This window comes from Pseudoxanthomonas sp. F11 (assembly GCF_037046485.1).
In the GTDB taxonomy this organism is placed as follows: Bacteria; Pseudomonadota; Gammaproteobacteria; order Xanthomonadales; family Xanthomonadaceae; genus Pseudoxanthomonas_A.
Genome location: NZ_JBANLZ010000001.1, coordinates 454,930 through 468,940 on the forward strand (window position 1 = coordinate 454,930; position 14,011 = coordinate 468,940).

Sequence of the window (14,011 nt, forward strand, 5' to 3'; positions counted from 1 at the left end):
CGCACGCACGCGGATCTGAGGGGGGCGCCCTAGTCTAGTGTCAATCCGGCGACACAGGCCTGCCCGGCGATGAACCCGCGCCCAGCGTGGTCACAGCAGCGCCCACAACAGCTGCAGCAGGCCCCACAGCGACACGCCCCATACCACCGTGCGCAGGTATGGCACTCCGGCCGCATACAGCGGCACGTACGCCAGGCGTGCCCAGAAATAGCATTGCGCGCCCAGCGCGGTGCTGGCGTCGCCCCGCTCCAGCACGACGACCGCCAGCACGGCGGCGGCGAAGAACGGGAAGGTCTCCAGGAAGTTGCGCAGCGCCCGGTCCACGCGGGCGGCCACGCCGGTCAACGGCGGCAGCACCGCATCGCGTGCGCCCACGTTCCAGCGCAGCCCGCGCTGCCGCGTGGTCAACGCCGCACCGAGCAATACGTGCGCCAGGCCCAGGGCCACGGACCAGGCCAGCATCTTCAGTTCGATCGGCATGACAGGCGCTCCCATGAAGGTACTCGGACTCTAGCGCACCTGCGCGCCGACGGCGCCTGCGCCTGCGCCTGCGCCTGCGCGCCAAGAGCATGAAGCCGCATCTGCGCACGCCGGTGCAATCGGCAAGTGAACGCGGATGGGAAGGTGGACGCCGTCCCACCCGCCCGGATCCTCGTCATGCCGGATATCCCCCGCGACATCGACCTGCAACGACGGCAGCTGATGCTGGCGGGCGCCGCCCTTACCGGCGCCGCCTTCCTGCCGCTGTCCGCCTGCGGACGTACCGAACCGCCCGCCCCCACCGCATCGCCGCTTCCTTCCCCCTCCTCCACCGTAGAGAGAACCACCATGGGCCTGTTCACCACGAAAGACGACGTACAGATCTATTTCAAGGACTGGGGTCCGAAGGACGGTCCGGTCGTCACCCTCAGCCACGGCTGGCCCCTGAATGCCGACAGCTGGGAGTCGCAGATGTACCACCTGGCCGCGAACGGCTGCCGCGTGATCGCGCACGACCGTCGCGGCCACGGACGCTCCAGCCAGCCGTGGGACGGCAACGACATGGACCACTATGCCGACGACCTGGCGCAGCTGATCGAGCACCTGGACCTGAAGGACATCGCGATGTTCGGCTTCTCCACCGGCGGCGGCGAAGTGGCGCGCTACATCGGCCGCCATGGCACGAAGCGTGTGAAGAAGGCCGGCCTGGTCTCGGCGGTGCCGCCGCTGATGCTGAAGACCGCCGCCAACCCCGGCGGGCTGCCGATCGAGGTGTTCGACGGCATCCGCGCCGGCCTGCTGGCCAATCGCGCGCAGCTGTTCAAGGACATCCCCAGCGGCCCGTTCTTCGGCTACAACCGTCCGGGCGCGAAGCCGTTGCAGGGCGTCATCGACGCGTGGTGGCTGCAGGGCATGATGGGCGGCCACAAGAACACCTATGACAGCATCAAGGCATTCTCGGAGACCGATTTCACCGAGGACCTGAAGAAATTCGACGTGCCGACCATCATCATCCACGGTGACGACGACCAGGTCGTGCCGATCGACGCGGCGGCGCGCGCGTCGGCCAAGCTGGTGAAGAACAGCCAGCTGGTGGTCTATCCGGGCGCCCCGCACGGCATCACCGACACCCACAAGGACAAGCTCAACGCCGACATGCTGGCGTTCGTCAAGGGCTGATGCGCGACCGCCGCCGGCGCGCGTGACGGCGCGCCGGTTCTGCCCGTCCTGTTCACCGATTGCGCCGCCCGCGCTTGCGGGGCGGCGGCGATTTGGGTATCACAGGGGCACGGGGTGTCGGCCCCGCAGGGGATGGCATTGGCGATACACCAGGACCTATGGCGGCCCGTCCAGTGGGCGCAGCGTTTCGCCGCCGCGCTGGCATGGGCGATGGCGGCCGGCTTCATGCTGGCGAACATGGGCAGTGGCCGCTTCGTCGACGAAAGCGTGCCGCTGGTGGGGGTCCTGGTGGCCATCGCCACCTGGCGCAGCGAATACCGCCAGGTGCGCGGCGCGGTGGCGGGCCTGCTGTCGCTGATGTTCGTGTTGCATCTATGGCAGTTCCACGGCCTGGGCACCTGCCTGGTGCTGGCGGCCGCGGCGGTGATCGCCTGGGCCCGCCTTTGGCGGGGGTACTGGCCGGAGTTCGTCATGCGCGTGTCGGCGGCGGCGTTGCTGCTGCTCGCCGTGCAGCCGGTCCTGGGCGCACTGCAACCCGATGCCCCGCCGGCCGATATCGGCTGGTCGCTGGCGCTCTCGGCGCTGGCGATCTTCTTGCTGGTATACACGCCGTCGCTGCGGGCGGGACAGACCCTGGACACCAGTGCCGAACTGATCGCCTTCGTGCTGGCGTTCGCGGTGCTGGCGCTGGTGGGCTGGCACCTGCCTGGCAGTCTGGTGGGCAGGATGGGCGTGGACTATCCGCCCATGCGCCCGGTTTCGACGCTGGCCGTCGCCCTGCTCGCGCTGGCGCTGCTGCTGCGCCAGCGCGATCGCGATCGCGCGGCTTGGTTCCTGATGGCCATCGTGGCCGTGCCACTGCTGCTCACGCTGCTGCAGACGCTGGGTCAGGTCACCACCCCGCTCAACGCCTTGTTGCACCGGCTGGGGTGGCTGCCCCGCGCCGGTTCGCCCCTGATCGGCGGCTATACCGACTACGGCGTGCTGACCACCTGGGTGGCGGTCGCGCTGCTGCCGCAGGCGCTGCAGCGCTGGGAGAACGTGCGCTGGGGGATCGTGCGCGGGCTGGGCATCGCAATGGCATCGGTGGCGGGGATGGCCGCGCTGGGCCTGCTGATCCAGCTGCCTTACCCCCGCGAGGGCATGTCGGTCTACCAGATCTCGCTGACCGCCACGGCGCAGCTGGTCGCCATGGGCCTGGCACTGGCGGTCGCCGGCGAGAACTCCCTGCGCGAGCGCCTGTTCGGCGTGTTGCCGATGGCCGCCGCGCTGGCGCTGGGCGGCATGTTCTGGCTGGCCGCCAGTGCGGACCGCGATGCGATGGCACGCCGGGTGATGGAAACGCAGACGGCGAGCGCGTCGGCGACGTTCCTGCGCGGCGTGGAACTCCGCCGCGGCGCGTTGCGGCAGTTGTCGTCGTCGCTGGTGGCCGCGCGCCCCGAGGCGGCGGAGGCGCTGTTCGATCACCACGTCGCCGACATGGTCCGCGCGTTCGCCGCGTTCCGGGTGGTGCGCAGCGTGGGCGATGCGGGCGAGTTCCGCTGGGTCGAGCCCGGGTTCGATGCGCCTGCCGCGCCGTCGCCACCATCGCCGGTCGCCGACGAAGGCCTGCTGCAACCGGTGCCGGGCGGCTGGTGGCTGACGGTGGACGAAGCCGGGCGGCGCACGCAGGCCTTCATCGCGTTGGACGGCTTCGTCATGACGCTCAACAGGGCGGTGTTCTCCGATCGCCCGGTCCGCGCGACCGCCGACGGTATGGCGACGGTGGAACAGGGCGAGCCGTTCGGCGAGCCGCTGTCGGTGCAGACCGTCGCCCTGCCCGGCCACGAGGTGGAGCTGTCGTTGTGGGCACCGCCCTCGCTGACCTCGTTCGCGTTGCCGCGCGCGCTCGTCGTCGGCGGCCTGAGCAGCGGCCTGCTGATCGCGTTCGTGCTGTTCCTGCTCGACCTGTCGCGGCGCCGCTCCACCGAGGCGGCGGAAACCGCGCGCTCGCTGCTGACCGAGACCGAACGCCGGCTCGATGCGCAGCGGCGGCTCAACGATGCGGCCGCGATGGACAGTGCCACCGGCCTGCCGCGGTTCTCCGCGCAGGCGACCCTGATCACCGAACAGATCGGGACGCAGGCGCCGTCGGGGCACGGGCTGGCCATCGTCGACCTGGATGGGTTCGGCATGGTCAACGATTCGTTCGGACACGACGGCGGCGACGAAGTGCTGCGCCGCATGGGCCAGCGCATCTCTGGCGCGGTCGGCGGACAGGGCCGCGTGTACCGCTATGGCGGCGAAGGCTTCCTGGTGCACTTCATCGATACCGACATCGACCACCTCAGCCGCTGGGCGGAGGATATCCGGCGCGCGGTGGGACAGCCGATCGCGCTGTACTCCACCCATCCCTCGTTCACCGTCACCGCCAGCATCGGCCTGGCGCATGCGCCCGAACACGGCATCGACCTGCAGAGCCTGCTCCGCAGTGCGGACGACGCGCGCCACCTGGCCAAACGCGCGGGACGCAACCAGGTGCGGCTGCCTTCCGCCGGCGCGCAGCAGGATGCCAACGACCGCCTGAGCCGCGTCACCGCTCTGCGCGAGGCCGTGGCGCGTGGCCAGTTGCGCCTGGCATACCAGCCCGTTGTGGCGGGCGACACCCTGCAACTGATCGGCTTCGAGGCGCTGGCACGCTGGCGCCATCCGGCATGGGGCGAGGTACCGCCTTCGGTCTTCATCCCGCTGGCCGAAAGCGCGGGCCTGATGGAGGACATCGGCCATTTCGTGCTGGAACAGGCCTGCCAGCAACTGGCCCGCTGGCGGGCGATGGGGCTGCGCACGCTGTGCATGGCGGTCAACCTGTCGCCCAGCCAGCTGGGCCAGCCGGCGCTGGCGCCGTGGATCGCCGACTGCCTGCAGCGCCACGCGCTGCCCGCCGATGCGCTGACGCTCGAACTCACCGAGAGCGTGCTGGTGGAGGACATGGGCGCCGCGCAGCGCATCCTGCAGTCGCTGCACGAACTCGGCGTGCGCCTGGCGCTGGACGATTTCGGTACCGGCTATTCCAGCATGTCCTACCTGCAGCGCCTGCCCTTGGACGTCATCAAGATCGACCGCAGCTTCGTGGACGGCATCGCCGCGGAGGACAGCACCGATCGCGCCATCGCCCGTACGATCCTGGTGCTGGCCCACGAAATGGGACTGCGCACCATCGCCGAAGGCGTGGAGACCGTGGAGCAGATGAACGCACTGCAGCAGATGCGGTGCGATGAGATGCAGGGCTACTTCTTCGGCCGGCCGATGGAAGTGGACGAAGCGACCGCGTTGGCGCGCGGGCAGTTGCGCCAGCCCATGGGCTGAGCGGGCGCCGGATTCAGCCCACCCGCAACTGGTCCATGAACGCGCGTCCCGCCGGTCCGGGCGGTGTGTCCTTGCGCCAGACCGCGCGCATCGGCATTTGCGCGTAACGCGGATCGGCATCGGCGATGCGCAGGCGTTTCAGGCGGCCGGCGGCGAGATCTTCCTCGACGATGTGCAGCGGCATGTGGCCCCAGCCCAGGCCCGCGCGCAGGAAGGCGTGCTTCGCACCCAGGTCGGCCAGGCGCCAGGTGAGCGGCGACTGCACCGCGAAATCGCGCCCGGCCGTCAACGGCGTGCGGTCGGTCAGCACGAGTTGCACATGCTTGGCCGCGGTCTTCACCGGCACCGTGCCGCGCTGCGCAGCCATCGCGTGCGTGGGCGCCGCGACAGTGACGAAGGGCACCGCCAGCAGCGGTTCGGCCACCACCTCGGCGGGCAGGTCCGGCAGCGAGCCCACCACGCCGATGCGACACGTGCCCTCCAGTACGGGCTGGATCACGCCCCCCAGTACCTCCACATACAACCGCAGCGGCGTGTGCGGAAACACAGCGCGGCTGTGGGTGGCGGCGCGCGTCAGCGCATCCATGGGGAACATCACGTCCACGGCCACAGAGAGTTCGGGCTCAAGTCCTTCCGCCACGCTGCGGGCGCGCGCCTTGAAGGTATCCATGTGCTCGGCCACCGCGCGCGCCTCCACCAGCAGCACGCGGCCGGCCTCGGTCAGTTGGGGATAGCGACTGCTGCGGTCGAACAGGCCGACACCGAGCTGCAGCTCGAGATTGGCCAGCGTCTGGCTGACCACCGATTGCGCCCGCCGCAGCTTGCGGCCCGCGGCGGAGAAGCTGCCCTGCTCGGCGGCGGCGATGAAGGTACGAAGCTGGTCGAGCGTGACGGCGTCGAGCATGTATCGCTCCAGACGATGGTTTTCATCGAAATATATAGGCTTCCGGGATGCATCGCCACGGCCTAACCTGCGCTCCGTACCCGCTGCACCCACCCCTCATTCCCCGGAGTCCACCATGTCCAGCCTGACCGCTACCCCCAGCACCACCCGAGTTCCCGCCCTGCGTGGCGCCGCCGACCTCGTCGGCCGCAGCCTGCTCGCCTCCCTGTTCGTCATCTCCGGCCTGGGCAAGCTGGCCGCCTACGCCGGCACCGCCGGCTACATGGAATCCGTCGGCGTCCCCGGCGCCCTGCTGCCGCTGGTCATCGCGCTGGAAGTGTTGGGCGGTCTGGCCATCGTTGCCGGTTACAAGACCCGCATCGTCGCCAGCCTGCTGGCCGTGTTCTCGATCGCCAGCGCGGTGCTGTTCCACAGCAACCTGGGCGACCAGATGCAGCAGATCATGTTCCTGAAGAACTTCGCCCTGGCCGGCGGCTTCATCACCCTCGCCGCCCGCGGCGCCGGCGGCTGGAGCATCGACAACCGCTGAAGCAGCATCGCTTCATGCACCATCCGGAACGCCGGCCCATGCCGGCGTTCCTCGTTTCCGGCACGTGCCCGCACGCGGGTACAAGCCAGCCCGCAAGCAGCATGCCAGCGTGCCCCCTGCCCCTTCGGGAGCCCACGCATGCGCCGCCACCTGCTCGCCCTCGTCATCGCCGCCCTGTCGACCGCCGGACCTGCTGTCGCCGCGGATGCCGGTCGCCTGCCGGTGGCACCGTTCGCCACGTTGCCTGCCGACGTGCGGCATCCGGAAAGCCTGGACGTGGACCCCGCGACCGGCGAGGTCTACGTGGGCACCTTCGACGCACGCGCACCGGAGTCGGCGCGCAACAATCAGCTGCTGCGCCTGGCCGCCGACGGCCGCGTGCTGGCGCAGCGCCGCTTCGGACCCACGCCACTGACCGGCGTGGCTTTCCACGACGGCCACGTCTACGTCCTGAACTTCGGCGCGTCCAAACTGCAGCGCTTGCCCGCACGATTCGATGCGGACAGCGCGATCGAGGATGTCGCCACCTTCGCCGCACTGTCGCCCCCCGCGCCGCCAGCGCGGCGCATCGACAATCCCGATGGCAGCCACGACACGATCACGTTCGGGTCGCAAGGCTTCCCTGCCATCAACGGCCTGGTGTTCGACCGCGCCGGCACGCTGTACGTCTCCGACTCGTTCCAGGGCGCGGTCTACCGCATCGCGAATGCGGCGACCTGCCGTCCGTGCAAGGTGGATGTGTTCGCACGCGATCCGCTGCTGGCGACGACCGGCGCATTGCCGTTCGGCGCGAATGGCATGGCCTTCAACGCCAACCAATCCATCCTCTACATCAACAACGCCGGCGACGGGCGCGTGCTGCGCAAGCGGATGCCCGACGGCGCCATCGAGGTGCTGGTCGACAGCGTCTATGGTGCCGATGGCCTGCTGTTCCACGAAGGCCTGCTGTGGGTATCCGCCAACCAGATCGACACGCTGGTGGCACTGGATGAGCGCGGCCGCGTGCGCCATCGTGCGGGCGATTTCCGCGGGATGGATGCGCAGGGCGCACCGCGTGGCCTGCTGTTTCCTGCGGCCAGCGCCGTGCAGGGCCGCCGCATGATCGTCGCCAACCTCGCCCTGCCGCTCAGCGCCGCGACCGGCGACGAGTGGGAAGAAGACGTCACCCGCTGGAACCTCATGCAGTTCGATCTTCCCGATCCTTCGCCTGCCCCTTGAGGAACATCCCATGCTCAATATCACCCCGTTCGGTTGGTTCCATACCGCCATCAGCCTGGTTTCGCTGTTCGGCGGCCTGTACGCGCTGCTGCGCCACCATGAAATCCGTTACGCAACGCCGCTGGGCAAGACGTATACCTGGTTCACCGTCGCCACCTGCCTCACCAGCTTCTTCCTGATGCGGACCGGCAAGCTGAGCGAAGCGCACGGGCTGACCGTACTGACGCTGGTCGTGCTGGCGGCCGCCGTGTTGCTGGGACGCAATACGGTAATCGGCTCCTGGCGGCACGTCGCCTCCGCGCTGGCGTTCACGCTGACCGTGTACTTCCACTTCATCCCCGGCTTCACCGAAACGCTGACCCGCGTGCCGATCGGTGCGCCGCTGGTGTCCGGGCCGCAGGATCCGCTGCTGCAGAAACTGGTCGGCGGCACCCTCCTGATCTTCCTTGTGGGCATGGCGTTGCAGGTGCGTGCATTGCGCCGTGGGCGCACGACGTTGGCCCAGCCTGCGACCTGAGCGGCGGACGCGGCCGTGCTGACCGCGTTGCCCACGCTGGACGCGCTGCTGGAAGCCCACGCGGCGGCGCTGGGCAACGATGCCACCGGATACCGCCACCACGCCTACAGGGTGGCGAATTTCTATTGGTTGCTCGCGCCGGGCGATGCCGATGCGCTGGAGAAACTGAGCATCGCCATCGCCTTCCACGACCTCGGTATCTGGACCGCCGGCACGTTCGACTACCTGCCGCCTTCGCGGGTGCTCGCGAGGGACTACCTGCGCCAGACGGGAAAGGCGGCCTGGATGGTCGACGTGGACGCGATGATCGAATGCCATCACAAAGTCATGCGCACGCCTGCCGGCACGTCGCCCGCGGTGGAAGCCTTCCGCCGCGCCGACTGGATCGACGTCAGCATGGGCGTGCGCCGGTTCGGCCTCGCGCGGCTCGCGGTGCGCGAGGTGATGGCGGCCTTCCCGGACGCGGGCTTTCACCGGCGCCTGGCGATGCTGACCCTGCAGCGACTGCGCCACCATCCACTCGATCCACTGCCGATGGTGCGGTGGTGACATGGTGGGCCTGCCGCATCGTGCCGACGGACGGTCCTTGACATATATCGTTAGGACTCCTAACTTATTTGCCATAATGGATACTCCCTTCCAGCGCAGACAGGCCACGCGCGGCTTGGAACAGCTCACCCACCTGGTGCGCGCCCAATCGTGGCGCCAGGACGGCACGCCCTCGCTGCCGCCGACGCAGGCGGCGGTGCTGCGCATGCTGCAGGGTGTGCAGGAAGGTCTGCGCGCCCGCCATATCGCCGAGCGCCTGGGCGTATCGCCCGCCAGTCTCAGCGACTCCTTGAAGGCGATGGAGGGCAAGCAGTGGATCCGTCGCACACCCGACCCTGACGATGCGCGCGCCGCTCGTGTGAAGCTGACCCCGGCCGGCTCGCGCGTGGCCACGCAGTTGCAGCGCCCCGACCAGGGTATGGGTTCGCTGATCGAATCGCTCGACGAAACCGACCTCGGCGCGCTGTTGCGGGTCACCCAGTTGCTGGTCAACGAAGCGCAGGAACAGGGGCTGGCCACCGGCCTGCGGACCTGCCTGGGCTGCGAGTTCTTCCGGCCGTTCGCCTCGGGCGAACGCACGGCGCCGCATGTCTGCGCCTTCCTGGACAAGGCCTTCGGCGACAGCGAACTGCGCGTGGACTGCGCAGAACAGCAGCCAGCCAACGACGAACAACGGCTTGGAAGCGTGGCCCGCTTCCGCCAACCGACTCCGCCCTAGGCGGAAAAAAGAAGGACGGCGCCCGACTGCAATCGGACGCCGCCCGGTACCTCCCACCCACCCTACGAGAGCAAGCAAGAGGAATTTCATTATGCGCCAGAACACCACCCGACGTTTCGCGTTGGCCGCCGTACTCACGCTGGCCATCGGCGGCGTGCACGCCCACGACGGCAAGGCCCACACCGGCGGCATCCTGTCCACCGCCAACAAGGCAGTGACCGCCGATTTCGACATCGTCCACACCAAGATCAGCACCGACAAGAACGTCGCCACGTTCCACATGGCCGTGTCCGGCAAGGCCGGCAAGAGCACGCCCGCCGCCAGCGGCAAGCTGGCCGGCAGCGATGTGTTCTCCTACGTGTGGCCGACCACCATCGATCCGTACGAAGTCGGCTTCGAGAAAGGCGCCGGCATCCTGGCGATGGCGGTCACCGCGCACCCCGACTTCGACGACACGCCGCTGTACGACGAGAACGGCGACGGCAAGCGCGACAACGATGGCAACCTCTGGCACAGCCACTGGGTCGTACTGAAGCCCAACGAGGCCTGCGGTCCCGGCGCACTGGGCGTGGTCGACATTCCGGAAGGCAGCAAGCCGCGTCTGCCGAAGACCTGGCCGGGCTTCCCCATCCTGCTCGACAGCCCGGGCTGGAGCCCCACGCTCAATGCCGAAACGGTGGAAGTCAAAGTGCCGTTCGAAGACATCGGCGTGGTCACCGCCGGCAGCTTCGACGGCGTCACTGCCGGCTTGCGCGTCAACGCCAGCGTGCATGCGCCACTGTTGTGCGTGGTGGACGTGTTCAAGGTCGCCTCCGGCAACCTGAGCCTGCCCGGCAAGCCGAACCAGTAATCGCACCCTACTCGCTCCGGTCCGCACGGGCCGGCTGCGACCCCACGAGAATATTGCCATGAACGCCATGGATCGCCCGGCGCCACCCTGGCAGGTGGACCGCTGGTTCAACACATCCCGTCCCTTGTCGCTGGAAGCGCTGCGCGGCAAGGTCATCGTGCTGGAGGCCTTTCAGATGCTGTGCCCGGGCTGCGTGTCGCACGGCCTGCCGCAGGCGTCGCGCGTGCACGCGGCGTTCCCAACGGACCAGGTCGCCGTCGTCGGCCTGCATGCCGTATTCGAACACCACGCGGCGATGACGCCGGTGGCGCTGGAAGCCTTCCTGCACGAATACCGCATCTCCTTCCCGGTCGGTGTGGACCGCCCCGGCGCGCGAGGACCTATCCCGCAGACCATGGAGGCCTACGCCATGCGCGGCACGCCGACACTGGTGCTGATCGACGCGCAGGGCCGTCTTCGCCACCAGCATTTCGGCCAGGTCAGCGATTTGGTGCTGGGAGCGCAGATCGCGGCATTAGTACGTGAGACCACGCAGGACCTGCGGGACCATCGGAGGGCAGATGAGTCGACGCCAGACAGCTGCTTTCACGGCTGCCAGGCAGGCCCCTGAATACATAAACAGCCAAGGATGCTGCGCGGGCTTAACGTCAGCGGAAACGCGCGCACCTGGCCAATGGACCATACATCCCTGCAACGGAATGCGTATGTCCCACGGAATGTGGGGCTAGCGCGTTCCTCGTTAGACCGACGGGAGACGTTGGGATCGCCGCTCTTCTCGGCACTCCAAGCCAAGCCTCTGAACGTTCCTTCCATGTCGACACGCGCGCCAACAACGTCCGCACCATGTTGACCGCACGCATTCGCCACCCGAGGAAGGAAGACCGTGCGTTCCGCCGCGTCCCCGCGTCCAGCCTGGCACTCGATATGTCGGAGCGATAACTTGCGCTCCCACCAGTCGGATTATCACTCAAGGAACCGATAAGTGATTGAGGGACGGCGCCTCCAATTCCCGCCGCAGGCGGCAATCGCGGCTGGCTTCCGTTCACCCTGATACCGTCGCGCCGCCCGGTACCGAACAGGAATAGGAGCTTGTCACCGCTGCCTTTGAACACGTCCAGGTACCCATCATTGTTCAGATCACCTACGGCGAACGTACCTGTATCCACCGGATCCGTCGGAAACGCCTGGTAACGGACTTGCGGCGCCAGCCCGCGTCCGTAGCGGTTCTGGTAGTAGCCCAACGACCAATGCTCGACATTCAAGACGAGAAGATCATCCAGCATGTCCCTGTCCAGATCGACGGCAAGCAGTGCCGCGGGCTGAAGCGTGGCGTCCAAGGGCGTAACGGGCTGAAGTCGACCGTACGCGTCCTGATGGAACATATGAATCAAGGTGCCGGCCTGGTACCCGACCCGCGTGACCGCGAGGTCATTCCTGCGGTCGCCATTGAAATCGCCCGATGCCACCGACGCGCGACCGCTTCCGGCCACAGGGTAAAGCTGGACGGGCAGGAAGCCTGCGAGTCCATCGTGGCGTAGAACGGCCGCGCCTGCCGTGCCGCTGGCAGCATCCTCATAACCCATCACCAAGTCGGCACGTCCATCTCCGTTCACGTCTGCCGCGCGGAGGCTCGCCAGATCGAACGGTAAACGGATAAAGCGGAACGATTGTGCCAAGCCGCCGCGAGTCCCCAAATAGATGCCCAGACCGAAGCTCTGCGATCCGGGCGCCTCGATGGTCCATGCCACGACATCGGGGATGCCGTCACCATTCACATCAGTGACGGCCAGTTCATCCGCCGGCTGGTTCCAGATATTGGAGAAACGCCGAGCCCGAAAATCTCGGTTACGACTCCCGGCGACGATCCCGATTCCGCCCGGTCCACCCACCAGAACGTCACTGACCCGATCACCATCCATATCTGCCACGGCCAGGCCGACGCCGCGGAATGTCGCGGAAGGGCGAGGCGGAACAGCGGTCGCGGGCATGTTGATGCAACTACCATCCTCAAAGCCTCCAAGAGTCTGCAGAGCAATGCAGACTGCGTCGCCTGCCCAGCCCTGGTAGTCGTAGAGGCCCGGCTTGGCAACGGAGGCGATGTCATCCAGTCCGTCCCCATTGAAATCGCCAACAACGGTGGCACCGGTTGCAGCGGAATATCTGATCACCGGCGCCCTCAGCGCGAACATGCCGGCGGGCGTTTCCGGTTGCGCAACCGGGGTGATTCTTCGCACTCGGGCATTCCCATTGTCTGCGACGAAGATGTGACCGTCGCCCATAACAGCGATGCCCAGCGCATCCTTGAGCATTGCCTGTACTGCGACACCTCCGTCGCCGGCGTAGCCGCTTTGCATGTTGCCGTAGCCGTCGCGGGTATCCCATGTGCCAGCTACAGCGTGTATCGCTCCGTCCTGCGTGATCATCTTCACCAAAGCACCCTGGCTCAGATAAAGATTACCGCGCGTGTCCGTGGCGACGTCGGTTGCATATGGCAACACGACATTCCTGGCCATGGCATCGGAAGCGAAAAAGCCACCGCCAGCCACGGTCGACACTTTTCCATCGGCCCCTAGACGCATCACGCGCTGGTCATCGCTGACCATCAACAGCGCACCATCCAGGGCAATGCCGAGTCCGACGACCCCAGCGGACATGTCTACTGCCAGACCGCCTTCCTGGAATTCTCCGGCAAAACTGCCATTTCCAGCGACGGTCGAGATGATGCCCCGCGTATCCACTTTACGGACACGGCGATTGCCGCTATCGATGAAGTACAGGTTTCCCTGTGCATCGACCTCCGGGTCGAGCGCGTTACTGATGCTGGCCGACAACGCGCTCCCCCCGTCGCCAGCGAAGCCCCTGATGCCATTACCCACGACGGTGTTTATGGTGCCGCTGGGTGACACTTTGCGAATCCGCGTCGTCTCGGAAATATACAGATTGTCGTAGGTATCCACGGCCAAGCCTGTGGGCGTCACCGAGGCGCTGGCGGCCGGAATTCCATCTCCGTTGTAGCCGCTTGCCCCCGTGCCCGCGAAGGTGCTGATTACGCCCGCCGCGTTCACTTTCCGTACGCGGGCGCGACTCCGGTCGGCAATGAAGAGATTGCCGCGGCTATCCACCGTCACATCCACCGCAGACCCGAGCTGGGCTTGGTTCGCGGGACCGCCGTCGCCTAGTGTTGAACCACCCCCGGCGACCGTGGTTATGGTCTGCAACATTGCTGAAGATGCCGGGCCCAAACACGCCAGCAACATGACAACCGCAGCCGACTGAACGGCGCGCCTGGCACCTAGCCCACCATTTGCCCCCCAAAGGAACCAGCTTGTGGCCAGCTTCGAGCGTCCTTGCAAGATCATATTCACCCCCCGTGAAGACCCGAGTCTAGGCTTTTGCCACGGGCACTGTCCAACGCAGCTGGCCGGTACCTGCCGGACGCGGCGTTAGAGCTGATACAGGGGCTTCACGGCGCGTTCGCGCCACTCAGGTTTGGATAGCACCATGCACCGCGCGCGCGCCCCCTTCTCGCTGCTCCACCGACTGGCTTTCATGGGGCTGGGGATGACGCTGGCGGCGCTCAGTGGGGCCTTGTTTCTCTAGAGGTTCAAGGCGCGGGAGTATGCGGATCGAGTTCCGCAGCCCATGCGAGCGCGAGTACGCGCTCGTCCTGCGCGAACGTACGCACCTGCGTATTCGGCATCAGGTGCGCTGCGAATTCCGTC

12 protein-coding genes are annotated in these 14,011 nt (G+C 67.3%); 9 read left to right on the forward strand and 3 right to left on the reverse strand.

Annotated elements, in window-relative coordinates:
* Window positions 1–90: 90 nt before the first annotated feature.
* On the reverse strand, window positions 91–480 hold the full coding sequence (locus tag V8246_RS02325; RefSeq protein WP_336187750.1) for an MAPEG family protein: 390 nt from the start codon (window positions 478–480) through the stop codon (window positions 91–93).
* Between the two features lie 348 nt (window positions 481–828).
* Here V8246_RS02325 and V8246_RS02330 point away from each other — a divergent pair, with 348 nt between their 5' ends.
* Window positions 829–1,659: an alpha/beta hydrolase gene (locus V8246_RS02330; RefSeq protein WP_336188313.1), complete on the forward strand. Its 831-nt coding sequence runs from the start codon at window positions 829–831 to the stop codon at window positions 1,657–1,659.
* Window positions 1,660–1,797: 138 nt separating this feature from the next.
* Window positions 1,798–5,004 (forward strand): EAL domain-containing protein, encoded by a 3,207-nt coding sequence (locus V8246_RS02335; RefSeq protein ID WP_336187751.1) that lies wholly within the window; start codon window positions 1,798–1,800, stop codon window positions 5,002–5,004.
* 13 nt (window positions 5,005–5,017) lie between these two features.
* On the opposite strand, the gene V8246_RS02340 is transcribed toward V8246_RS02335, so the two are convergent.
* A complete protein-coding gene (locus V8246_RS02340) occupies window positions 5,018–5,908 on the reverse strand; it encodes a LysR family transcriptional regulator (protein ID WP_336187752.1) in 891 nt (296 codons plus the stop codon).
* Window positions 5,909–6,023: 115 nt separating this feature from the next.
* On the opposite strand from V8246_RS02340, the gene V8246_RS02345 reads away from it, so the two are divergent.
* From V8246_RS02345 to V8246_RS02375, 7 genes are all read left to right on the forward strand, one after another.
* Window positions 6,024–6,437: a DoxX family protein gene (locus tag V8246_RS02345; protein ID WP_336187753.1), complete on the forward strand. Its 414-nt coding sequence runs from the start codon at window positions 6,024–6,026 to the stop codon at window positions 6,435–6,437.
* 138 nt (window positions 6,438–6,575) lie between these two features.
* On the forward strand, window positions 6,576–7,655 hold the full coding sequence (locus V8246_RS02350; RefSeq protein ID WP_336187754.1) for a hypothetical protein: 1,080 nt from the start codon (window positions 6,576–6,578) through the stop codon (window positions 7,653–7,655).
* A gap of 10 nt (window positions 7,656–7,665) precedes the next feature.
* On the forward strand, window positions 7,666–8,172 hold the full coding sequence (locus tag V8246_RS02355) for a hypothetical protein (protein ID WP_336187755.1): 507 nt from the start codon (window positions 7,666–7,668) through the stop codon (window positions 8,170–8,172).
* A 15-nt stretch (window positions 8,173–8,187) separates the two neighbouring features.
* A complete protein-coding gene (locus V8246_RS02360) occupies window positions 8,188–8,721 on the forward strand; it encodes a hypothetical protein (protein WP_336187756.1) in 534 nt (177 codons plus the stop codon).
* 76 nt (window positions 8,722–8,797) lie between these two features.
* On the forward strand, window positions 8,798–9,439 hold the full coding sequence (locus V8246_RS02365; RefSeq protein WP_336187757.1) for a MarR family transcriptional regulator: 642 nt from the start codon (window positions 8,798–8,800) through the stop codon (window positions 9,437–9,439).
* A gap of 91 nt (window positions 9,440–9,530) precedes the next feature.
* Window positions 9,531–10,289, forward strand: a complete 759-nt coding sequence (locus V8246_RS02370; protein ID WP_336187758.1) for a hypothetical protein — start codon at window positions 9,531–9,533, stop codon at window positions 10,287–10,289.
* A gap of 58 nt (window positions 10,290–10,347) precedes the next feature.
* The gene (locus tag V8246_RS02375; protein WP_336187759.1) at window positions 10,348–10,899 is read left to right on the forward strand and encodes a redoxin domain-containing protein; all 552 of its coding nucleotides are present in this window, start codon (window positions 10,348–10,350) and stop codon (window positions 10,897–10,899) included.
* 37 nt (window positions 10,900–10,936) lie between these two features.
* Here the strand turns inward: V8246_RS02375 and V8246_RS02380 are convergent, their stop codons facing one another.
* Complete coding sequence (locus tag V8246_RS02380; RefSeq protein ID WP_336187760.1) at window positions 10,937–13,411, reverse strand: FG-GAP-like repeat-containing protein; 2,475 nt, start codon at window positions 13,409–13,411, stop codon at window positions 10,937–10,939.
* Between the last annotated feature and the right edge of the window lie 600 nt (window positions 13,412–14,011).